Annotated in this window: 9 protein-coding genes; 8 read left to right on the forward strand and 1 reads right to left on the reverse strand. The window is 71.7% G+C overall.

Features of this window, described 5'->3' with window-relative positions; all coding sequences use genetic code 11:
* Positions 1 to 20 precede the first annotated feature (20 nt).
* The 3 genes from AB0I94_RS08125 to AB0I94_RS08135 are packed head-to-tail and all read left to right on the forward strand — an operon-like array spanning position 21 to position 14,217.
* Complete coding sequence (locus AB0I94_RS08125; protein WP_363308602.1) at positions 21 to 11,825, forward strand: amino acid adenylation domain-containing protein; 11,805 nt, start codon at positions 21 to 23, stop codon at positions 11,823 to 11,825.
* 1 nt (position 11,826) lies between these two features.
* Entirely contained in the window at positions 11,827 to 13,014 is a 1,188-nt protein-coding gene (locus tag AB0I94_RS08130; RefSeq protein ID WP_363308603.1) for a cytochrome P450, read from the forward strand.
* A 15-nt stretch (positions 13,015 to 13,029) separates the two neighbouring features.
* Positions 13,030 to 14,217: a cytochrome P450 gene (locus AB0I94_RS08135; protein WP_363308604.1), complete on the forward strand. Its 1,188-nt coding sequence runs from the start codon at positions 13,030 to 13,032 to the stop codon at positions 14,215 to 14,217.
* A gap of 37 nt (positions 14,218 to 14,254) precedes the next feature.
* On the opposite strand, the gene AB0I94_RS08140 is transcribed toward AB0I94_RS08135, so the two are convergent.
* Positions 14,255 to 16,561: a glycosyltransferase family 39 protein gene (locus AB0I94_RS08140; protein ID WP_363308605.1), complete on the reverse strand. Its 2,307-nt coding sequence runs from the start codon at positions 16,559 to 16,561 to the stop codon at positions 14,255 to 14,257.
* Positions 16,562 to 16,677: 116 nt separating this feature from the next.
* Between AB0I94_RS08140 and AB0I94_RS08145 the strand changes: the two genes are divergently transcribed.
* From AB0I94_RS08145 to AB0I94_RS08165, 5 genes are all read left to right on the forward strand, one after another.
* On the forward strand, positions 16,678 to 17,235 hold the full coding sequence (locus AB0I94_RS08145; protein WP_363308606.1) for a hypothetical protein: 558 nt from the start codon (positions 16,678 to 16,680) through the stop codon (positions 17,233 to 17,235).
* Entirely contained in the window at positions 17,232 to 18,599 is a 1,368-nt protein-coding gene (locus tag AB0I94_RS08150; RefSeq protein WP_363308607.1) for a peptidoglycan-binding protein, read from the forward strand. The genes AB0I94_RS08145 and AB0I94_RS08150 overlap by 4 nt, the downstream gene beginning before the upstream one ends.
* Positions 18,596 to 19,321: an ABC transporter ATP-binding protein gene (locus tag AB0I94_RS08155; protein ID WP_363308608.1), complete on the forward strand. Its 726-nt coding sequence runs from the start codon at positions 18,596 to 18,598 to the stop codon at positions 19,319 to 19,321. Before AB0I94_RS08150 ends, AB0I94_RS08155 begins: the two co-directional genes overlap by 4 nt.
* Positions 19,322 to 19,401: 80 nt before the next feature.
* Positions 19,402 to 20,574 (forward strand): ABC transporter permease, encoded by a 1,173-nt coding sequence (locus tag AB0I94_RS08160; protein WP_363308729.1) that lies wholly within the window; start codon positions 19,402 to 19,404, stop codon positions 20,572 to 20,574.
* Positions 20,575 to 20,892: 318 nt separating this feature from the next.
* A complete protein-coding gene (locus tag AB0I94_RS08165; RefSeq protein WP_363308609.1) occupies positions 20,893 to 22,869 on the forward strand; it encodes a hypothetical protein in 1,977 nt (658 codons plus the stop codon).
* Positions 22,870 to 22,963 lie beyond the last annotated feature (94 nt).

The following is a 22,963-nucleotide window of genomic DNA, read 5'->3' on the forward strand; positions in this document are numbered from 1 at the left end:
CAACTGTAAGGAGAAACCCGATGGCCCGAGCACATGTCGAGGACGTCTGGCCGCTGTCGCCGCTGCAGGAAGGGCTGCTGTTCCACGCTTCGTTCGACGACCAGGGCGCCGATGTGTACCAGGGCCAGCGCGGCGTCGACCTGATCGGGCCGCTGGACGCCGACGTACTGCGCGCATCCTGGGCAGCGCTCCTTGACCGGCACGCCGCGCTGCGGGCGAGCTTCCGGCGGCGGAGTTCCGGCGAACCAATGCAGGTCATCGCCCGCGAGGTGCCCCTGCCCTGGCAGCAGGCGGACGTCAGCGGGCTGGCGGAGGCCGAGGCGACCGCCGATATCGAAGAGCGGTGCGCGGCGGAGCTGCGGGAGCGCTTCGACCCGGCCACACCGCCGCTGCTGCGACTGCTCCTCATCCGCCTCGGCGAGGACCGCCACCGACTCGTGCTGACCAGCCACCACGTCCTCATGGACGGTTGGTCGCTCCCCGTCCTCTTCGGCGAACTGGCGGCCATCTACGCGGCCGGCGGCGATACGCGCGCACTGCCCAGGGCCACCTCGTACCGGGACTACCTCGCCTGGCTGCAGCGCCAGGACAAGCCGGCCGCACGGGCGGCCTGGCAGGCGGAACTCGCCGGCGCAGACACGCCGACGCTGGTCGCCCCGGCCGACCCGGGCAGGCGCCCCGGCGAGCCGGCGAATCTCATCACCGACCTTTCGCCCGAGCTGACCCAGGACCTCACCCGGCTGGCCCGCGGCCAGGGCGTGACCCTCAACACCGTGATCCAGGCGGCCTGGGCGCTGGTCCTGGGGCAGCTGGCCGGCCGCACGGATGTGGTGTTCGGCGCGACCGCGGCCGGGCGGCCCGCGGAACTGCCCGGCGTGGAGTCCATGGTCGGCCTCTTCATGAACACCCTCCCCGTGCGGGTACGCCTCGAAGCCGCCACGACGGTCTCCCAGCTGCTCACCGACCTGCAGAAGCGCCAGTCCGCGCTGATGGCCCACCAGCACCTCGGACTGCCCGAGGTGCAGCGACTGGCCGCCCCGGGCGGCGTCTTCGACACGATCGTGGTGTACGAGAACTACCCGAGCCCGCCGAAGGAGGAACCCGCCCCGGAGCGCCTGGAAATCCGCCGCACACCAGCGGTGCGGGACGCCTCCCACTATCCGCTCGCGCTGATCGTGGTGCCCGAGGAGCGGATGCATCTCAAGCTGGACTACCAGGAGGAGGTGTTCGGGCGGGCGGACGTCGCCGCGATCGCAGGGCGATTGGTGCGGGTGCTTGAGCAGGTGGCGGCGGATCCGCTGGTGCGGGTGGGCGAGATCGGACTGCTGGCTGCGGGTGAGCGGGTGCGGGTGGTGGAGGAGTGGAATGCCACGGCGCGGCCGGTCGGGTCGCTGACCGTGCCGCAGCGCTTTCAAGAGTGGGCGGTTCGGTCGCCGGAGGCGGTCGCGGTGCGCTGCGGGGCGGAGACCGTCTCGTACGGGGAGCTGGAGGTCCGGTCGAATCGGCTGGCCCGGTATCTGCGGGGGCTTGGTGTCCGGTCCGAGTCGCGGGTGGGTCTGCGGCTGTCGCGTGGTGTCGACATGGTGGTGTCGATGCTGGCGGTGTGGAAGGCCGGGGGTGCGTATGTGCCGCTGGATCCGGAGTATCCGGTGGACCGGCTGGAGTTCATGGCCGTTGACAGTGGCGCGTCGGTGGTGATCGATGCCGGCTGGCTGGCTGAGGCAGAGAGCGCGATTGCCGCCGAGCCGGACGCGTCGCTTGAGATCCCGGTGCATCCGGACCAGTTGGCGTATGTGATCTATACGTCGGGCTCGACGGGTCGCCCGAAGGGTGTGGCCGTTGCGCACCGGGGTGTGGCCAATCTGGTCGAGGCGATGAGTCCGGTGCTGGGTGCGGGTCCTGGTGAGGTGACGTTGCAGTTCGCGTCGTTCAGCTTCGATGCTTCGGTCCTTGACGTCGCCGCCACGCTGGCGTCGGGTGGCACCCTGGCCATCGCGACCGGCGAAGAGCGCACCGACCCGCAGGCGCTGGCCGCAATGATCCGGAACAGCGGCGTGACAGTCGCGAGCGTGGTGCCGTCCCTGCTCGGTGTCCTGGACCCCCAGGCTGTGCCCGGCGTACGCAACTGGGTGCTGGGTGCGGAACGGCTGACCGCCGGCCTGGCTGCCAAGTGGCGTGCACGGGCCGGGTTGTGGAACACCTACGGGCCGACCGAGGCCACCGTCATGACCACGGCCGTAGCCGTCGACGAGAGCATCAGCCCGGACGATCAGCCGCCGGCGATCGGCGGTCCACTGCCCAACACCCAGGTCTACGTCTTGGACGAATTCCTGCGCCCAGTGCCGGTCGGTGTCACGGGTGAGGTGTATCTGGCCGGTGCGGGTCTGGCCCGCGGTTATCTCGGCCGCCGGGATCTGACCGCGGAGCGGTTTGTGGCCTGCCCGTACGCCGGAGGCGGGCGCATGTACCGCACCGGCGACCTGGCCAAGTGGAGCGATGACGGGCTGCTGCACTTCCAGGGCCGCGCCGACGAACAGGTCAAGATCCGCGGCTTCCGTATCGAACTGGGCGAGATCGAAACCGTCCTCACCGCCCACCCGGATATCGCCCAGGCCACCGTCATCGCCCGCGAAGACCGGCTCGCCGCCTGTCTGGTCGCCGACAACCCCGACCTGAGTACGTCCGCCATCCGCGAGTTCGCCGCCGCCCGGCTGCCGGAGTACATGGTCCCGGCCATCCTGACCGTCCTGGACGCCCTGCCGCTCACCCCCAACGGCAAGGTCGACAAGGCGGCGCTGTCCGCGCTCGAGTACGCGGCCGGCCAGGGGCGGGCCGCGGCGACGCCCATGGAGGAGATCCTCTGCGGGCTGTTCGCCGATGTGCTGGGCGTGGCACGGGTGGGACCGGACGACGGCTTCTTCGAGCTGGGCGGCGACTCGCTGCTGGGCATGCGGGTCGTCGCCCGTATCCGTGCGGTGCTGGACGCGAAGGTGAGCATCCGCGACCTGTTCGGCGCGCCATCGGCCGCCGGGCTGGCGCGGCAGCTGACCGGCGCAGGCGAACACAAGCGCCTGGAACTGCTGCCGCAACCGCGCCCCGACCAGGTGCCGGTCTCGTACGCGCAGCGCCGCATGTGGTTCCTGAACCGGCTGGCCGAGGTCGGCTCGGAGGCAGCGGGGGCGTACAACCTGCCGCTGGCGCTGCGGATGGAGGGTGAGCTGGATGTGCAGGCGCTGGAGGCGGCGCTCGGCGATGTCGCCGACCGGCACGAGAGCCTGCGCACCTTGTTCCCCGATGCGGATGGCGAGCCGTGGCAGCAGGTGCTGGAGGGCGCGGCCGGACGGCCGACGCTGGACGTGCGGCCGGCCGATGCGACGCGGCTGGAGGAGCTGCTCGCGGCGGCCTCAGGCCGTGGCTTTGACCTGAGTGCTGAACTTCCGTGGCGGGTGTCGTTGCTGCGGGTGGCGCCGGGGGAGTTCGTGCTGTTGTTGGTGGTGCATCACATTGCCTCGGACGGCTGGTCGATGGGGGTGCTGGCCCGGGACTTGCGGGCGGCGTACGAGGCGCGGTGCGAGGGTCGGGCGCCGGCCTGGGAGCCGCTGCCGGTGCAGTACGCGGACTACGCGCTGTGGCAGCGGGAGGCGTTGGGCGACTCGGGCGATCCGGAGAGTGTGATCAGCGGGCAGCTGGCGTACTGGAAGGACGCCCTGGCCGACGCACCACCCGAGCTGGCCCTGCCGGTGGACCGCGCACGCAGGGGGGAGCCCTCCTTCCAGGGCGGCAGTGTGCCGGTCTCGGTGGAGGCGGACACGCACCGACGGCTGGTGGCGGTGGCTGCCCGGGGCCGGGCGACGATGTTCATGCTGGTGCATGCCGCGCTGTCGGTGCTGCTGTCACGGATGGGCGCCGGGTCCGACATTCCCGTGGGCACGGGGATCGCCGGCCGCGGGGACCCGCAGCTGGAGGGGCTTTCGGGGTTCTTCGTGAACACGCTGGTGCTGCGGGCGGATCTGGAAGGTGATCCGTCGTTCGCGGAGGTGCTGCGGCGCGTCCGGGAGGCGGATCTGGCGGCGTACGCGCATCAGGACGTGCCGTTCGAGCGGCTGGTGGAGGAGCTGAACCCGGCGCGCTCGCTGTCCCGCAACCCGCTGTTCCAGGTGATGCTGGCGCTGCAGAACATCCCCGAGGCCGAATGGCAGCTGCCCGGCTTACGCGTCACCCCGCTCCCGCCCGTGGCGGAGTTGCCGGCGCGGTTCGACCTCTCCGTGACGCTCGGCGAGCGGCGGGATGCGGACGGCTCTCCGGCGGGTCTCGGGGGCGGGATTCTGTACGCGGCGGATCTCTTCGACGAGCCGACCGTACGGGCCCTCGGCGACCGTTTCGTGCGAGTGCTGGAGCAGGTGGCCGCCGATCCGCAGGTGCGGCTGAGCGAGATCGACGTACTCGACGCGGGTGAGCGGGCGCGGGTGGTGGAGCAGTGGAATGCCACGGCGCGGCCGGTCCGGTCGACCACGGTGGCGGAGGCCATCGCGGCGCAGGCGGCCCAGTCGCCGGATGCGGTCGCGGTGCGGTGTGGCTCTGAGGCGGTGTCGTACGAGGAGCTGGAGGCGCGGTCGAACCGGCTGGCTCGCTGCCTGCGGGGGCTTGGTGGTGTCCGGTCCGAGTCACGGGTGGGTCTGCGGCTGCCGCGCGGCGTCGACATGGTGACCTCGATGCTGGCGGTCTGGAAGGCCGGCGGCGCCTACGTACCGCTGGACCCGGACTATCCGGCCGATCGCCTGGAGTTCATGGCGGTCGACAGCGGCGCGTCGGTGGTGATCGACGGCGAGTGGCTGTCGGACTTCGATGTGGCGATCGCTGCCGAGTCGGACGCGCCGCTCGAAGTGGAGCCTGATCCTGAACAGTTGGCGTATGTGATCTACACCTCGGGCTCGACCGGTCGTCCGAAGGGTGTGGCGGTGGCGCATCGGGGTGTGGCCGATCTGGTCGAGGCGATGGCGCCGGTGTTGGGTGCCGGTCCCGGTGAGGTGACGTTGCAGTTCGCGTCGTTCAGCTTCGATGCCTCGGTCCTGGACGTCGCCGCCACGCTGGCGTCGGGTGGCACCCTGGCCATCGCGACCGGCGAAGAGCGCACCGATCCGCAGGCGCTGGCGGAGATGATCCGTACGGCCGGGGTGACGGTGGCCAGCGTGGTGCCGTCGCTGTTGTCCGTGCTCGACCCGCAGACGGTTGCGGGGGTACGTAACTGGGTGCTGGGGGCCGAGCGGTTGACCGCGGATCTGGCCGCCAAGTGGCGTGCGCAGGCAGGGCTGTGGAACACCTACGGCCCCACCGAGGCCACCGTCATGACCACGGCTGTTGCGCTCGACGAGGGCATCACGCCGGACGATCAGCCGCCTGCGATCGGCGCCCCGCTGCCCAACACGCGGGTCTTCGTGCTGGACGATTTCCTGCGCCCGGTGCCGATCGGTGCCACCGGGGAGGTGTATCTGGCCGGTGCGGGTCTGGCCCGCGGTTACCTGGGCCGTCGGGACCTGACCGCCGAACGGTTTGTGGCTTGCCCGTACGCCGCTGGCGGACGCATGTATCGCACCGGTGATCTCGCCAAATGGAGTGGCGACGGGCTGCTGCACTTCCAGGGCCGCGCCGACGAGCAGGTCAAGATCCGCGGGTTCCGTATCGAACTCGGTGAGGTGGAGTCCGCCCTCACCGCCCACCCGGATGTCACCCAGGCCACCGTCATCGCCCGCGACGACCGCCTTGCCGCGTACGCCGTGTGTGCGACCGCCCTGGAACCCGCCGCCTTACGGGAGTTCACCCTCACCCGCCTCCCCGACTACATGGTCCCGGCCACCGTCACGATCCTGGACGCCCTGCCCCTCACACCCAACGGCAAGGTCGACAAGACCACCCTCCCCGACCCCGAAACAGTCACCGGCCACGGACGAGCACCATCCACCCCCGTCGAGGAGATCCTCCGCACCCTCTTCGCCGACGTCCTCGGCATTGGCGAGGTCCGTATCGATGACGACTTCTTCCAGCTGGGCGGGGACTCACTGCTCGGCATGCGGCTCGTCGCCCGAATCCGCGCGGCGCTTGACACCGAGCTGGGTATCCGCGACGTCTTCGGCACACCCACTGTGGCCGGGATCGCGCGGTTGGTTGGCGACGTCGCGGCCGAGAACCGGGTGGCGCTGCGGCCGCAACCGCGGCCCGACGACGTGCCGCTGTCGTTCGGCCAGCAGCGCATGTGGTTCCTGAGCCGGATGGACGGCGTGGACTCGGAGGCGGCCGGCGCGTACAACCTGCCGCTGGCGCTGCGGATGGAGGGTGAGCTGGATGTGCAGGCGCTGGAGGCGGCGCTCGGCGATGTCGCGGACCGGCACGAGAGCCTGCGCACGGTCTACCCGGACCGGGAGGGCAAGCCGCGCCAGGACGTGCTGACCGGAAGCGGCGCTCATCCGCGGTTGACCGTCGTGGACACCGAGGAGTCCCGTCTCGACGAGACCCTGGCCGGGCTGAGCGGCCGTGGCTTTGACCTGGGTGTGGAGCTGCCGTGGCGGGTGTCGTTGCTGCGGGTGGCGCCGGGGAAGTTCGTGCTGTTGTTGGTGGTGCATCACATTGCCTCGGACGGCTGGTCGATGGGGGTGCTCGCGGAGGATCTGCGGGCGGCGTACGAGGCGCGGTGCGAGGGTCGGGCGCCGGCCTGGGAGCCGCTGCCGGTGCAGTACGCGGACTACGCGCTGTGGCAGCGGGAGGCGCTCGGTGACCCGGACGATCCGGAGAGTGTGATCAGCGGGCAGCTGGCGTACTGGAAGGACGCCCTGGCCGACGCCCCACCCGAGCTGGCGCTGCCGATGGACCGCGCCCGTACCGCGACCCCCTCCTTCCGCAGCGGAACGGTGGACGTCGAGGTGTCCGCACAGACGCACGCCTGCCTGATCGAGGCGGCAGGGCGCGGCCGGGCGACGATGTTCATGCTGGTGCATGCCGCGCTGTCGGTGCTGCTGTCACGGATGGGCGCCGGGTCCGACATCCCCCTCGGTACGCCCGTCGCGGGACGCGGGGACGCGCAGCTGGAGGGCCTTTCGGGGTTCTTCGTGAACACGCTGGTGCTGCGGGCGGATCTGGAAGGTGATCCGTCGTTCGCGGAGGTGCTGCGGCGCGTCCGGGAGGCGGATCTGGCGGCGTACGCGCATCAGGACGTGCCGTTCGAGCGGCTGGTGGAGGAGCTGAACCCGGCGCGCTCGCTGTCCCGCAACCCGCTGTTCCAGGTGATGCTGGCGCTGCAGAACGTACCCGAGGCCGAATGGCGGCTCCCCGGCCTGCGCGTCACCCCGATGCCGCCGGCTGCCGCGCCCCCGGCGCGGTTCGACCTGTCCGTCTCGCTGGGCGAGCGGCGCGGTGCGGACGGCTCTCCGGCGGGCCTTGGGGGCGGGATTCTGTACGCGGCGGATCTCTTCGACGAGTCGACCGTACGGGCCCTCGGCGACCGACTTGTGCGAGTCCTGGAGCAGGTGGCGGCCGATCCCGAGGTGCGGCTGAGCGAGATCGACGTACTCGACGCGGGCGAACGGGCGCGCGTGCTCGAGGAATGGAACGCCGGCACCCGGCCGATCGGCCCGCTGACCGTGCCCGAGCGCTTCCAGGCGTGGGCGGTCCGGACCCCGGACGTGGCCGCGGTGCGCTGCGGGTCCGAGGAGCTGTCGTACGCGGAACTGGAGGCGCGGTCGAATCGGCTGGCCCGCTACCTCCGTCGGCAGGGCGTGTGCCGGGAGTCGCGGGTGGGGCTTCGGCTGCCGCGCGGCGTCGACATGGTGACCTCGATGCTGGCGGTCTGGAAGGCCGGCGGCGCCTACGTACCGCTGGACCCGGAGTATCCCGCCGACCGGCTGGAGTTCATGGTCATGTCCAGTGAGGCACAGGTCGTGCTGGACGACGCCGTGCTGGCCGACGCGCAGGAGACGATCGATGCGCAGTCGGACTCTCCACTCGAAGTAGGGCTGGATCCCGACCAGTTGGCATACGTGATCTATACCTCCGGCTCCACCGGCCGCCCCAAGGGCGTCGCTGTCCCCCACCGAGGCCCGGCCAACCTGGTCGAGGCGATGGGGCCGGTGTTGGGTGCCGGTCCTGGTGAGGTGACGTTGCAGTTCGCGTCGTTCAGCTTCGACGCCTCGGTCCTTGACGTCGCCGTGACCCTGTCGTCGGGCGGCACGCTGGCGATCGCCGCCAGTGAGGAGCGCACCGATTCGCAGGCGCTGGCCGCCATGGTCGAGCGGAGTGGTGTCACCGTCGCGAGCGTGGTGCCCTCCCTGCTCGGAGTCCTGGACCCGCAGACCGTTCCCGGCGTACGCAACTTGGTCCTTGGCGCCGAGCGGCTCACCGCCGATCTCGCCGCCAAGTGGCGGGCGGCCGCCGGGCTGTGGAACACCTACGGTCCGACCGAGTCGACCGTCATTGCCACGGCTGTTGCGCTCGACGAGGGCATCACGCCGGACGACCAGCCCCCGGCGATCGGCAGTCCGCTGCCCAACACGCGGGTCTTCGTCCTGGACGATTTCCTGCGGCCGGTGCCGATCGGTGCCACCGGCGAGGTGTATCTGGCCGGTCCAGGTCTGGCCCGCGGCTACCTGGGCCGCCGGGACCTGACCGCGGAGCGCTTCGTGGCCTGCCCGTACGCCGAAGGCGGGCGCATGTACCGCACCGGAGACCTCGCCAAGTGGAGCGACGACGGGCTGCTGCACTTCCAGGGCCGCGCCGACGAGCAGGTCAAGATCCGCGGCTTCCGTATCGAACTCGGCGAGATCGAGTCCGTCATCGCCGCCTACGAGCACATCGCCCAGGCGGCCGTCGTCGTCCGCGAGGACCGGCCCGGCGACCCCCGCCTGGTCGCCTACGTCGTCCCCGCCGAGGGCAGTGGCCTTGAACCGGCTGCCGTGCGGGAGTTCGCCGCCGCCCGGCTGCCCGAGTACATGGTGCCGGCCACGGTGATGGCCCTCGACGCGCTGCCGCTCACCCCCAACGGCAAGCTGCACAAGTCCGCCCTGCCCGCGCCGAGCTACGCCAACCTGGTCTCGGCGCAGGCGGCGCAGGGTGAACTCCAGGAGACCCTGTGCGTCCTCTTCGCCGAGGTGTTGGGCCTGGAGCGGGTCGGGCCGGGCGACAACTTCTTCGACCTGGGCGGCAACTCGGCCCTGGCGATGCGTCTTGCGGGGCGGGTCCGTACCGAACTCGGTGCCGAGCTGAGCATTCGGCAGTTCTTCGGCGCCTCGACCCCGGTCGGCGTGGAGCGGCTGCTCGGCGCCAAGCTGCGGCCGCCGCTGCGGGCGGTCGACCAGCGGCCCGCCGAGCTCCCCGCCTCCGTATACCAGCAGCGGGTCTGGCAGGCGGAACGGGCGGCCGGCGCGGACGCGACGAGCAACCTCGCCGCAGCGCTGCGGCTCGATGGCGAGCTGGACGTGCCGGCCCTGCGGGCCGCGCTGGCCGATGTGGTGGCGCGGCACGAGCTGCTGCGTACGCGGTTCCGGGAGACTCCGGAGGGCACGCTGATGCAGGAGCCGGCCGAGGCCGGCGGCGACGCTGCCGTACCCGACGGCCTTGCGGTGCTGCGGGCAAGCGAGGACGAGTTGCCGGGGCTGCTGGCGTCCCGCATCCGGCAGCCCCTCGACCTGACCCGGGAAGCTCCCTGGGCGCAGCATCTCTTCAGGCTCTCGGCCACCGGGCATGTGCTGCTCATCGTCATCCATCCGATCGCGGCGGACGAGTCCTCGGTGAACCTGCTGATCCGCGACCTCGCCGCCGCCTACGGGGCACGCCGCGAAGGGCGGGCGTCGGAACGGGCGCCGCTGCCACTGCAGTTCGCCGACTACGCGCTCTGGGAGCGCGAGCTGCTCAAGGGCGAGGAGGAGGCGGAGAGCCTGGTCGCCGATCAGCTCGAGTACTGGAGGGCCGCCTGGGCCGACGCCCCGCTGCGGACCGGACCGCCGACGGACCGTGAGCCGGCGGCCGGGCCGGACGGGCGCACCGCCTCCATCCCGATCCGGATCCGGGCGGACACCCACGCCCAGCTCCTTGACGCGGCCGACGCCGCCGACGCGACCACCTTCACGGCGGTGCACGCCGCGCTCGCACTGCTGCTCTCCCGGCTCGGCGCCGGAACGGACCTGCTCCTTGGCACCGTACTGCCGCGGCCGGACGGGGAGGAGAGCCTGGAGGGCGTGGTCGGGCCGCTGTCCGGGCTGCTGTCGCTGCGCCTGGACACCCACGGCAACCCGGCCTTCCGCACCCTGATCAAGCGGGCCAGGGAGGCGTACCAGGAGGCGCTGCAGAACCAGGACGTGCCCTTCGACCGGCTGGTGGAGCGGCTGGAGCCGAGGTCGAGCGGAGCCCATCACCCGGTATTTCAGATTCTCCTCGACGTACGCGACGACATCGCCGAGAAGTGGGAGGACGCGGGGTTGCCGGGTCTTGCCACCACCAGGCTGCCGCTGCCGCCCCAGAACTCCGCGCTCGACCTGCGGCTCACCCTGACCGAGAGTTTCGAGGACTACGGGGACCCGGACGGCATCGTCGGCAGCCTGGACTACGCCGTCGATCTCTTCGACGAGCCGGAGGCCGCCGCCTTCGCCCGCCGGCTGGTGCGAGTGCTGGAGCAGGTCGCGAAGGATCCGGAACTCCCGATCGGCAGACTCGATCTCCTTGACGAGGGCGAGCGGGCCCTGACCGAGCGGCCGGCGGCCGCGCCCGGCGACCAGGGCACGGACGTGCGGTGGCCGGACGGCACCCGTGCCCATCTGCTGGACTTCTACCTCCGTCCGGTCCCGCCGGGCGCCCTGGGCGAGGTGTACGTCACCGGCCCGGCGCTCGCGCACCGCTACCCGGACGCATCCTGCGAGACCGGCAGCCGCCTCGTCGCCAGCCCCTTCGGCCGCCGCGGCGAACGGATGCTGCGCACCGGCCAGTGGGCCCGGCGCGACGCCTCCGGCCTGCTGCGGCCGCACGCCGCGGGCGACCCGGACCGGCATCGGCGCGACGGCGTTGGCCGACGCACCGTCAGAAACTCCGAGGATCTCGGCGTGCTGCTGCCGCTGCGTGCCGAGGGCGGTCGCCGGCCGCTGTTCTGCATTCACCACGGCACCGGCCTGAGCTGGAGTTACGCCACCTTGCTGCCGCACCTTCCGGCCGATCTGCCGATGTACGGCATCCAGGCGCGCGGCCTCGCCGGCCCGGAGCCGCTGCCGCACAGCGTGGAAGAGATGGTGGACGACTACGTTGCCCAGATGCGGAGCGTGCAGCCGCACGGCCCGTACCGGCTGACCGGCTGGTCCTTCGGCGGTGTCGTCGCGCAGGCCATCGCGTGCCGGCTGGAGGAACTGGGCGAGCAGGTCGACCTGCTCGCGCTGCTCGACGCGTACCCGTACCGGGACGTCGGCTCCGTCGGCGGCGACCAGGAGAACGGCATGGGCCCGGTGGACGGCAAGGGCAGCTGGGGCGAGGACAGCGGTGCCGGTCCCGGCCGGGACGTGGAGGCGCGCGGTGCGCAGCTCGAGAACATGCGGGAGGTCATCATGAACATCGTCGGCCTCATCCGCGACCACACCCCGCGCCGCTTCGGCGGCGACCTGCTGGTGTTCGTGGCGACCGAGCGGCGCACCGAGAAGCTGCTGGCCACCGAGGCCATCGCGAGCTGGCGACCGTATGTCGCCGGGAACATCGAGACCCACGAGGTCACCTCGAGCCACGAGGACATGCTCGAATCCGCGCACCGGTCCGGCATCGGCCGTGTGCTCACCGCGAAGATCCGTGCCGGAAAGGGCGATTGAGATGGCAGCGGAGAAGACCTTCGACATCATCCCGAATCATGTGCGGGAGGGGGTGGAGCCGCCGCCCGGCCTGGCGCCGATGAGCGAGCACACGCCGCTGCTAGAGGACACCGGGCCGGGGCTGATCAGCTGGGTCGCCACCGGTCGGGATGAGGTACGGGAGATCCTCGGCGACGCCCAGTGCCGCTTCTCCACCCGGCCACCGGCCGACAGCGAGGAGGAGTCGCGGGAGATCACCCAGATCGGCAATCCCCTGATGCACGACCCGCCGGAGCACACCCGGCTGCGGAAGATGCTGGCGCCGGAGTTCACGCCGCGCCGGATGCGGCGGATCGAACCGCAGGTCGAGCGGATCGTCGAGGACCGCCTCGACGTCATGGAGCGGGCCGGCAGCCCGGCCGACTTCATGCGGCACTTCGCCTGGCCCATCCCCGGCCTGGTCGGCTGCACACTCCTCGGCATCCCCCGCGACGACCAGGCGGAGCTCGCCCGGCACCTCGACCTCAGCCGGCGCGACAACCGCGGCTGGCGGGCCCGCCGCGCCTCAGCCAAGGCCTTCGACGACTATCTGGCCCGCTATGTCGCCGCCAAGCGCCGCCACCCCGGCGACGACCTCGTCAGCGGGCTGATCACGGAGCACGGCCCGGCGGTCACCGACAAGGAACTGGTGGGCCTGGCCGCCTCCGTCATGGCCGCCGGGATCGAGAACATGGTCGGCATGCTGGGCCTGGGCATCCTGTCGCTGCTCGACCACCCTGACCAACTCGCCGCGCTCCGCGACAAACCGGAGCTGATGGACCGGGCGGTGGAGGAACTGCTGCGCTACACCACCGTGGTCGCGGTCGCCTCACCGCGCACGGCGCTGACCGAGGTGCGCATCGGCGAGCACACCATCCACCCCGGGCAGGTCGTCTCCTGCTCGCTGCTTGCGGTCAACCGCGCCCAGCCGGACGAGACCGACCGCGACCATCTCGACATCCTCCGCGAGGGCAACAATCACCTGGCCTTCGGCCACGGCATCCACTACTGCGCGGGCGCGGCGCTGGCCCGCATGGAACTGCGGATAGCCTTCGCGGCCGTGCTGCGCCGCTTTCCCGAGTTGCGGCTCGCGGCGCCCCGCGAGGACCTGCGGTTCCGGCCGCCGTGGATGGCCACCTTCGGCATCGAGACCCTCCCGGTCTCCTGGTAAACGGAAAGGCACCCCATGCCGCAGCCACCGGAACTCCCCGCGCACCTGCGCCGCGACGGCCTTGACCCGACGCCCGAGCTGACCCGGATGAGCCACAGCACGCCCGTCACCCGTGACCCGGGGGCCTTCGACTGGGTTGTCACGGGGCGCGCGGAGGTACGGGCGGTGCTCAGCGACACCGACCGGTTCAGCTCCGTGCCGCCCGTACAGCAGAAGGCCATCTCGCAGCCCAAGGAGGCCGGAAATCTGCTGCATTACGACCCGCCGGAGCACGGCCGGCTACGGAAACTCCTTGCGCCGGCCTTCACCAGCCGGCACATGCGCTCGATGGCACCGGCCGTCGAAGCGGTGGTGGCCGAGCGGCTCGACGTGCTGGCGGAGAACGGGCCGCCGGCCGATCTGATGCGGCACTTCGGCTGGCCGGTGCCGGGCCTGGTCAGCTGCGCGATGCTCGGTATTCCGCGCGACGACCTGGCCCAGCTGGGCCGGATGCTCGACGTGCGCGCGCCCAGCCGGATGGACGCCCACTCCGGCAGCCGCGCCCGGCGGCGGATAGCGGCACAGAAGGCGTACATCTCGTACCTCGGCGGCATCGTCGCGCGGCAGCGCCGGGAGCCCGGCGAGGACATGCTCGGCACCATCGTCCGCGAACACGGCGCGGAGCTGACCGACGCCGAACTGGTCGGCGTCGTCAACTCGTTTCTCGCGGGCGCGCTGGAGAACTCGACGCAGATGCTGGGCCTAGGCGTGCTCACGCTGGTGCGGCACCCGGACCAGCTCGCGCTGCTGCGCGCGCGGCCGGAGCTGCTGGATCAGGCGGTGGAGGAACTGCTGCGGCACGTCACGGTGGTGTCGACCGCGTCGCCGCGGACGGCGCTGGCGGACGTGACCCTCGGCGGGCAGCAGATCAAGGCGGGCGAGACCGTCTCCTGCTCTCTTCTCGCGGTCAACCGCACGCGCCTGCCCGGCGGTCCCGAGGACCGGCTGGATTTCACGCGTGCGGATGCCTCCTCCCACCTGGCGTTCGGGCACGGCGTCCACCACTGCATCGGGGCCGCGCTCGCGCGCGTGCAGCTGCGGGCCTCCATCGCCGGGCTGCTGGCGCGGTTCCCCGGGCTGCGGCTGGCGGTTCCGGAGGCCGAGCTGCGGTTCCGTCCCTTCGCCGTGCAGTACGGAGTGGAGGAGCTGCCGGTCGCCTGGTGACGGTGACGGCGGCCCGGGAGGGCCGTCGTCACCGTCGTCATACGGCGTCGGGGGAGCAGCTGTAGAGGGTTTCCTGGCCCTGCCGGCGTGCCTCGCCCTGCTGTTTCGGTTCTGCCTTGTCCTTCGAGGGCTTCGCTCCGGCTTGATCCTTCGGCGCCTTGGGACCTGGGTCGCCCTTCTGGTTCTGAGGCCCCTTCGGGCCCTTCTTGCCCTGAGGTTCCTTCGGGTCCTTCGGGTCCTTCGGGTCCTTCGGTTCTTGAGATTCCTGCGGAGCCTTCGCGCCATCTGGTCCCGCCGGCCGGCCCCCGTACGCCTTCGGCTCGACCTTGGTGCAGGTCGACCTGACCCAGTCGTTGATCTGTCCCACCGAGCTTCCGGCCTGCGATGCGCCCGACTTCCCGCCGCCGCTGCTCAGCAGCGCGAAGCGCAGCTTGCCGTCCGCCACCAGCTTGCGGTACTCGTCCAGGGTCGCCGAGTTGGCCCCGCCCGTGAACCCGCCGAGCGGCAGCACGGGCAGTGCCCTGGCGTAGATGTACGGGGCCGCCGCCTGCCAGTTGTCGGTGGAGAAGGTGTACTCGGCCCCGCGGTCGTGCTTCTGGACGTACGCCAGGAGCGCCTTCTGTTCCTTGCTCAGCCCGGCCGCGATGTCCCCGCCGCTCGGACCGCCGGACGGTCCCGACGAGCGGCGCGGCTGCCCGGAAGCCCCCTGCCCGCCCGCCGATACGGTCGGCCCGCCGCTGTTCTTCCCCGCCTTGCCGTCCTCCGGCCGGTAGGGCGGCCCGGCGTACGCGTCGAAGGACGAGCCGGCGTACGTGGAGTCCAGCACCGACAGCGACCACGCCGTGGGCGCGGCGAACATCGCGATGCAGCCCGCCACCAGCCCGGCGACCCCGATCCGGCGGGACAGCCGGGCGTCCGGCGGCGCCGGCAGCACCGCGTACACGAGGCCCGCGCAGGCCGCGACGGACGCCGCGAGGATCACGGGCGTGAGCCACGGCACGAAGTCGGGGTACTCCGCGGCCACATGAAGCGTCCAGGCCTCCTGTACGACGATGGCGGCCGGCAGCACCAGGGTCTGCGGCGGGCCGAGCGCCGTGCGGTGGATGCGCCACAGCGCCACGATGCCGACGGCGGCCAGCGCGGCCAACGCGGGTGCGAGCAGCGTGACGTAGGCCGTGTGCGGGACCCCCATGGCGCTGAGCAGCACCGCCGAGGTGAGCAGCCACCCGCCCCACATCAGATAGCCGGCCCGCCGCTGGTCGGTGCGCGGGGCGCGGCGGTGCCGAATCAGGCCGAGGACCAGGGACAGCAGCGCCAGCGGATACAGCCAGCCGATCTGCGCGGCGAACCGGGGTCCGAAGAGCTTGCCCCACCCCTCGGTGCCCGGCATGGCCTGGGGGTCGCCCGCCTGGGCGCCGGCCTGGCTCTGCGACGGCGGCGCACCCTGGAAGGTCCCCTTGAACGAGCCGTCGATCAGGCCGTCGTGGAGGCGGTCGAGCCCGTTGTAGCCGAAGACCATGGCGAAGGCGCTGTTGTTGGTCGTGCCGTCCGCGTACGGGCGCGAGCTCTCCGGTGTGAAGGTCATCAGCGCGACCCACGACAATGACACCGCGAACAGCACGCCGCCCGCCGCAAGCAGCTGCCCCAGCCGCTTGCGCAGCGGGTGCGGGGCGGCGATGAGATAGCCGAGGGCGAGCGCCGGCACGACGACCCAGGCCTGCATCATCTTGGCCTGGAAGCCCAGCCCGACCCACATGCCGCTGAGCAGCAGCGGGCCCAGGCGGCCGGTCATCACCGCCTTCTGGTACTGGTCCGCGGCCAGCACCAGGCACATGGTGAGGGACGCGTCGAGTATCGCGTGGCCGAACATCGACGCCGCCACCGGCGTCATGGTCAGCAGCCCGGCCGCGGCAAGACCGGCCACCGGGCCCTGCCAGCGGCGCACCACCCGGTACAGGACCAGCACCGACACCACGCCCTCCAGAACCTGGGGCAGTGTCAGTGACCAGGCGTGAAAGCCGAACAGCCGGGCGGCGAGCGCCTGCGGCCACAGAAAGCCGCCGACCTTGTCCATGGTGATGGTGGCGGCCGGGTCGAAGGCGGTGAAGAAGAACGCGTGCCAGCTCTCCGACATGCTGCGGGCGGCCACCGAGTAGTACGGGGCATAGGAACTGCCGGCGAGATTCCAGCCGTAGAGCACGGCGGCGAGCGCGGCCACCCCCAGCAGCGCCGGGCGGGCCCAGGGCGGCTGGTCCGGGGGAGATCGCCAGAACCAGCGGCGGTGGGGCGGTGGGGCGGTGCTGGGGGAGGTCTCGGGGTAGGTGGCCGCAGCAGTCAGTGACATGTCCCCACCGTGTGAGGGCTGCGGTAACCGTGCGGTCACAAACGCTTGCGGAATGGACAGTTGGACGGCCGCGGCTGTGTCCGCCGTGTGACCGCCGCCCACGTAGAAACGGCACCATGCTCATCACACGTAAGCGCGCCAAAGCGCACACCCTGATCGCCGCGTCCGCTCTTGTCGTCGCCGCTTTCGGTGCCGCCGGCTGCTCCGGTGACTCGAACGCCGCCGAGTCGGGCGGCAAGTCCCCCGGCACCAAGGACAAGGGATTCGCCCAGGCGATGGCCTACTCGAAGTGCATGCGGGAGAACGGCGTCCCCGACTATCCGGACCCGGAGCAGGACGCCGACGGCCGGGTCAAGACGAACCCCGGCAATGGCGCGAACGACCCGAAGACCCTGCAGGCGATGGAGGCCTGCCGCGACAAGATGCCGCAGGGGCGCTCCGTGGAGAACGGCGGCAAGATGGACGCCTCCAAGGTGAACTCGTGGGCCGAGTGCATCCGCAAGAACGGCATCCCGAAGTTCCCGGACCCGGAGGTCGACGGCACCAGGATCAACGTGCCGCTCGGCAAGCTCGGCATGATGCCCGACGACCCGAAGATGCAGAAGGCGTCGCAGGCGTGCCAGGACAAGTCCCCGGGCGGCGAGATGTACTTCACTGACGGGTCCGAGCAGTGACGACGCCCGATCACACCCATGAACTGCGGGATCCCGGCGCGCCGGACGGCGACCCGGCCGCCGCGCTGGAAGTGCGCGGGTCCGGTGCTCTGGCCACCGAGCAGCCGGCCAGGGCGGCGCTCGCCGCTTCCGCCCCGGATCCCGCGGAGTCGGCCCCCGTTCCAGCCGGCGGCGGGGGCCAGGACGGCGCCGGCGGCGGCGAGGAGCCGCCTCTCAGCCGCGGCAAGCGGCGGCCCCTGCGCACCACCCTGATCGTGCTGGTGGCGATCGCCGTGGCCGCGACCGCGGGGCTCGCGGCCAGCGGCTCGCTGGGCGGCAAGGAGGACGACAAGCCCGAGGCGTCCAAAGGCCCTTCGGCGACGGCGAAGGTGCAGCGCACCACCCTGACCGACATCCAGACCGTGGACGGCAGCCTGAGTTACGGCGATGCCGCCACCGTGCTGGCCCAGTCCTCCGGCGGCGGATCCACCCCGGGAGCGGGCGGCGGCTCCGGGATCGTCACCTGGATGCCCAAGGCAGGCGACACCATCAAACGCGGCGGGGACGTCTACCGCGTCAACCAGCAGAAAACACCGCTGCTCTACGGCAACATCCCCTTCTACCGCACCATGAAGTCCGGCGACTCCGGCAGCGACGTCAAGATCCTCGAGCAGAACCTGAAGGCCCTCGGCTACGACGGCTTCGTCGCCGACTCCACGTACAACTACGACACCGCCGCCGCCGTCAAGGAGTGGCAGGACGACCTGAACCGCGAGGAGACCGGCACCGTCAAGCCGGGCGACGCGGTAGTGGCCCCCGGGGCCAGGAAGGTCTCCGCCGTGAAGGCCGAGGTGGGCGCCGCACCCAGCGGCGAGGTGCTGACCTGGACCGGGACCGAGCGGGTCATCACCGTGGACCTCGACGCCCAGTACGAGGACCTCGTCAAGAACGGCACGAAGGCGCAGGTCAAACTCCCCGACGGGACGAGCGTCGAGGCGACGGTCACCGAGGTCGGCTCGCCCTCGAACGCCGCCGACGAGGGGTCCGGCGACTCGGGCTCCGGTGACTCCGGCTCCGACGACAGCGACAAGGCATCGACCCTCCCCGTCGAGCTGAAGGTGAAGGACCAGAAGGGCCTCGGCAGCTATCAGGCGGCGTCGGTCGACGTCACCCTGAAGTCGGAGAGCCGCAAGAACGTGCTCGCGGTCCCGGTCAGCGCCCTGGTGGCGAAAGACGGCGGCGGCTACGCGCTCGAGGTCGTGAAGTCCTCGGCGCCGAACGGCGTCGAGTACGTCCCGGTCAAGCTCGGCATGTTCGCCGACGGCATGGTCGAGGTCTCCGGCGCCGGCATCTCCGACGGCACGGTCGTGGGGGTCCCGAAGTGAGCCCACTGTCCCACCCGGTGGTCGACCTCGCCGGGGTTTCCAAGTCGTACGGCGAGCTCACCGCGCTGCACTCCGCCGACCTGGTGATCCACCGCGGCGAACTGCTCGCGGTGGTCGGCCCGTCCGGCTCCGGCAAGTCCACGATGCTCAACATCATGGGCACCCTGGACCGCCCGTCGGAGGGAAAGGTCCGCATCGGCGGCCACGACATCGACGAGCTGCGCGACCGCGACCTCTCCGCGCTGCGGGCCGCCACCATCGGATTCGTCTTCCAGCAATTCCATCTGGCGCAGGGCATACCGGCGCTGGACAGCGTCGCGGACGGGCTGCTCTACAGCGGCCGGACCCGCGCCGACCGGCGCGAGCTGGCCGAGCGGGCACTGCGCCGGGTCGGCCTCGGCCGGCGGCTCTACCACGAGCCGCACCAGCTCTCCGGCGGCGAGAAGCAGCGCGTGGCCATCGCCCGCGCGGTGCTCGGCGACCCGCCGCTGCTGCTCGCCGACGAGCCGACCGGCGCGCTGGACTCCCGCTCCGGCGCGGTGGTGATGGAGCTCCTGCACGAGCTGCAGGAGGGCGGCACGACGGTCGTGGTCATCACCCACGACCGCGACATCGCCGCATTGCTGCCGCGGGAGGTCCGGCTCAAGGACGGCCGGATCGAGCACGACTCGGCTGTCGGCGCGGCGGCCGGCGAGCTGATGGCCGGAGGGAGCGCCCGATGAGCCTTGTGTCCCCGCCCCGGGAGACCGAACCCGCCCCCTGGCGCAGCCTCCCGGCGCCCCCGCGCCCCAAGGCCGCCCGGATGAGCCCGGCCGATGTGATCCGGGTCGGCGGCTCGGGGCTGCGCGCGCGGCCGATGCGGGTGTTCCTGTCCGCGCTCGGCATCGCCATCGGTATCGCCGCCATGATCGGCGTGGTGGGCATCTCCTCGTCCTCCACCAACGACCTCAACCAGCGCCTCGCCGCCCTCGGCACCAACCTGCTGACGGTGGCCCCCGGCGAATCCTTCGGCGGCGGCACCGCGCACCTGCCCGAGCAGTCGCTCGCGATGATCGGCAACATCCCGGACGTCACCTCGGTCTCCGCGCTCGGCAAGACCAGCGCGAAGGTCTACCGCAACGACATGATGCCGGAGGAGGAATCCGGCGGCCTGCGCGTCACCGCGGCCCGCACCGACCTGCTGAAGTCCATCGGCGGAGAACTCACCGACGGCCGCTGGCTCAACGCGGCCAACAGCAAGTACCCGGCCGTCGTGCTCGGCGCCAACGCCGCGTACCAGTTGAACATCCACCAGGCCGGTCCGGAGGTAAGGGTCTGGCTCGGTGACCGCTGGTTCACCGTCGTGGGCATCCTGGCACCGAACGAGCTGCTGCCCGCCCTGGACAACAACGCCATGATCGGCTGGGGGGTGGCGAAGGCGGAGCTGGGCTTCGACGGCTACCCCACCACCGTCTACGTCCGCGCCGAGGAGGACGCCGTCAAGGACGTCCAGGCCAAGCTCGGCGCCACCGCCAACCCGGAGGTCCCGAGCGAGGTGGACGTCTCCCGCCCCTCCGACGTACTGGCGGCGAAGGAGGCCACGGACGACACCCTCAGCGGACTGCTCCTGGGCCTCGGCGGCGTGGCGTTGCTCGTCGGCGGCGTCGGCGTGGCCAACACCATGGTCATCTCCGTCCTCGAGCGCCGCTCCGAGATCGGCCTGCGCCGCTCGCTCGGCGCGACCCGAGGCCAGATACGCACCCAGTTCCTGGCCGAGGCGCTGCTGCTGTCTGCTCTCGGTGGCATCGGCGGCGTACTGCTCGGCATCGGCGTCACCATCGGCTACGCGACGTACCAGGACATGACCACGGTGGTGCCGGTCTGGGCCATGGTCGGCGGCGTCGGCGCCACCCTCGTCATCGGCGGCCTGGCCGGCTTCTATCCGGCTGTACGAGCCGCCCGGCTGCCCCCCACCGAAGCGCTGGCCACCTCGTAGCCCCGCTGCCGTTCCGCCCCGGGCCGCGGTGCCCCTGCTGACACCCCCGAGCAGCAGGGGCACCGCACCGTCTGCGGCGACACGCGACCCTTCGGGCGGGTCGCGGAGTCGGTGGTGGACCTCGTAGCCACAAGGCGTCCAGTGCGTGAGCGTGGGCGAGAAGGGCGTCGACCGAGCGATCTCATTGGCCCACCCCGCGCAGTTCGCGGGCCACTCAGTCGCGGTGTGCGCTCCCCCTACGGATCGCCGGGTCAGCACGGTGAAGCGCGTGCCCCGGCACCGGCGAAAGGCAGGCGCGCGATCCGGCAGGATGGCCGCATGTCCCACACTCCGATACGCCCCGCGCAGCCCTTCGACGAGAAGTGGATCGCCCAGGCCCTCAACGGTTTCATCGAAGGTTCTGGACACTGGGGGCCCGGCACGCTCGCCGTGTTCACCGAAGTGGGCGGCTACTTGACCGGGAGCGGCGAGGAGGCGCCCGCGCGGTACCGGGGCTGGAACTGGTACCGGTTCATCGGCCGGTGCGGCGCCGTGGCCCTGCGGGCGAGCTCTTTTCACGTGCAGGACCATCTGCGCGAGGTGCAGCTGGCGATGCTGGATGTGTGGGCAGAGACTCCCTTTGCCGACCCGGAGGTTCGCGCCCGGATGCGTACCGGCGTCCTCGAACTCGCGGACAAGAACACGCATGCCACTCGAACCCACGATGGTGCGGTGGTCGCTCTGCACGGGCTCGGCGCCGGCCGGGACGGGCAGCGCTTCGTCGAGTTGCGCACCGGCACCGCCCAGCCGCCGGCACCAGGTCGGATCACGGCCACCGAGCCGGTGCCCGCGGCCGGTTGGGACACACCTGACCGACTGCGGCGCCTCGTGCACCTCGTACGGCAGAAGGGGCCCGCGCCCTGGGACCGTGCGGCGGCCGCGGTGCTCGCCGAGCGGACCGGGCTGAGCCGGGCCGGTGCCGCACTGCTGCTCGCCGGGATACCCGATGTGAAGTACGGGTACCGGGGCCTCGATGCCGAGGCGCGCAAAGTGATGGGACTCAAGCAGTCCGAAGCCGAGGCCGGTGAACGGGAGTTGGCGGCCCTGCGGGTGGCCGAGCGCCTCGACCTGCTGGCCGACGTGCTGCCCGCGGACCCCGAGCAGCTGTGGCTGGAGGGCGGGCAGTTGGCGCTCGCCGAGCGGATCGCCGAGGCCTGGCGCAGGCAACAGGGCGTACGCCCCGCCGTGCCCGAGTCGACGCTCGCCGTGGCCGCCGAGCACAGTGATATTCGGATGGCCCCGGCAGCCGTGTGCGCCGTGTTCGCCGATCCCGCGCGCGAGCCGCGGCTGACCCGCGACCCTGACACCCGGCTGCGGGTGAACAGCATCAGCGGCGGCGGTTGGGAGGGCGGCGAGGGTTTCCGTTTCAGAGAACTGCTCGCCGTGGTGTGCGACGCCGTCGACTGGGTGTACGCAGAGCTTCCCGAAGGAGATCCCGTACGCCGGGGTGTCCCCGAGACCGTACGGCTGCTGCGGGAACGCCTGGCCCACCCGGAGTTGCTGCTCTCCGCCCGTGGCCGCAGCCTGCGTGGCCGCACCGTGGCGGACCTGCTGCCGGGCTTCCCCGGCGCCCTGCCCTACTTGGACGCCGCCGAGCCGCTTGCCCATCCCACGCTGGACGACGGCCTGGTCGTCGTGTCCGAAGCGGGGTTCGACCGGCGCGGTGAGCGCGAGGCGCCCGGCGTGTACTTCCGGCCCGGCCGCTACGGGGCCGACGAGCGCTCGCGGCGCCTGGAGGCTGTGGTCGACGCGGAGGACTCGCATCTGGCGCTGGTCCGCCGGCTGCGCGGTCCCGAGTTCGAGCGGATCGTGCAGCGTATAACCGAGGGGTCGCTGCCGCCGGGCGGCTACGAGAGCGATCCGCGGCTGTCCGCACCAAAGGTGGTCGAGGAGGTGGCCGCCACCACCGGTCTGGAGTCGGACGCCGCCACTTTGTATCTGCAGCTGCTCGCCCTGCCCGTGCCCACCGACCGCCGTATCCGCCGCTTCAACCGGTGGACTCCCGCGCACCACAAGGCCGTAGCGGCCGCACTCGTCGAGGCCGGTCTGGCGGTCGCCGACCGCAGGGCCCGGGCCGGGCGGGGGGTGTTCCTGCCCGGCGACTGGGCGGGCGGGGACAAGTTCTACCCTCCGATGGAGACCTGGAAGGCAGGGCTGCTCGGGGTCCGGGTCATCGGGGCCAAGGTCTGCTCCCGGCCCGTCGTCGGCCCTCTGCCCGAACTCTTCGCCCGGGCCTGGCGGACGCGTCCCCACTGAGCGTGGTGGCACGTTCCCCAGGTTGCGCCAGAACACCGGAGGATGACTGACTGACTGTCCTCCTCCTTCGATTTGTGCGGTCAGGAGCTGGGTT

It is taken from the genome of Streptomyces sp. NPDC050147 (assembly GCF_040660195.1).
Taxonomy (GTDB): domain Bacteria; phylum Actinomycetota; class Actinomycetes; order Streptomycetales; family Streptomycetaceae; genus Streptomyces.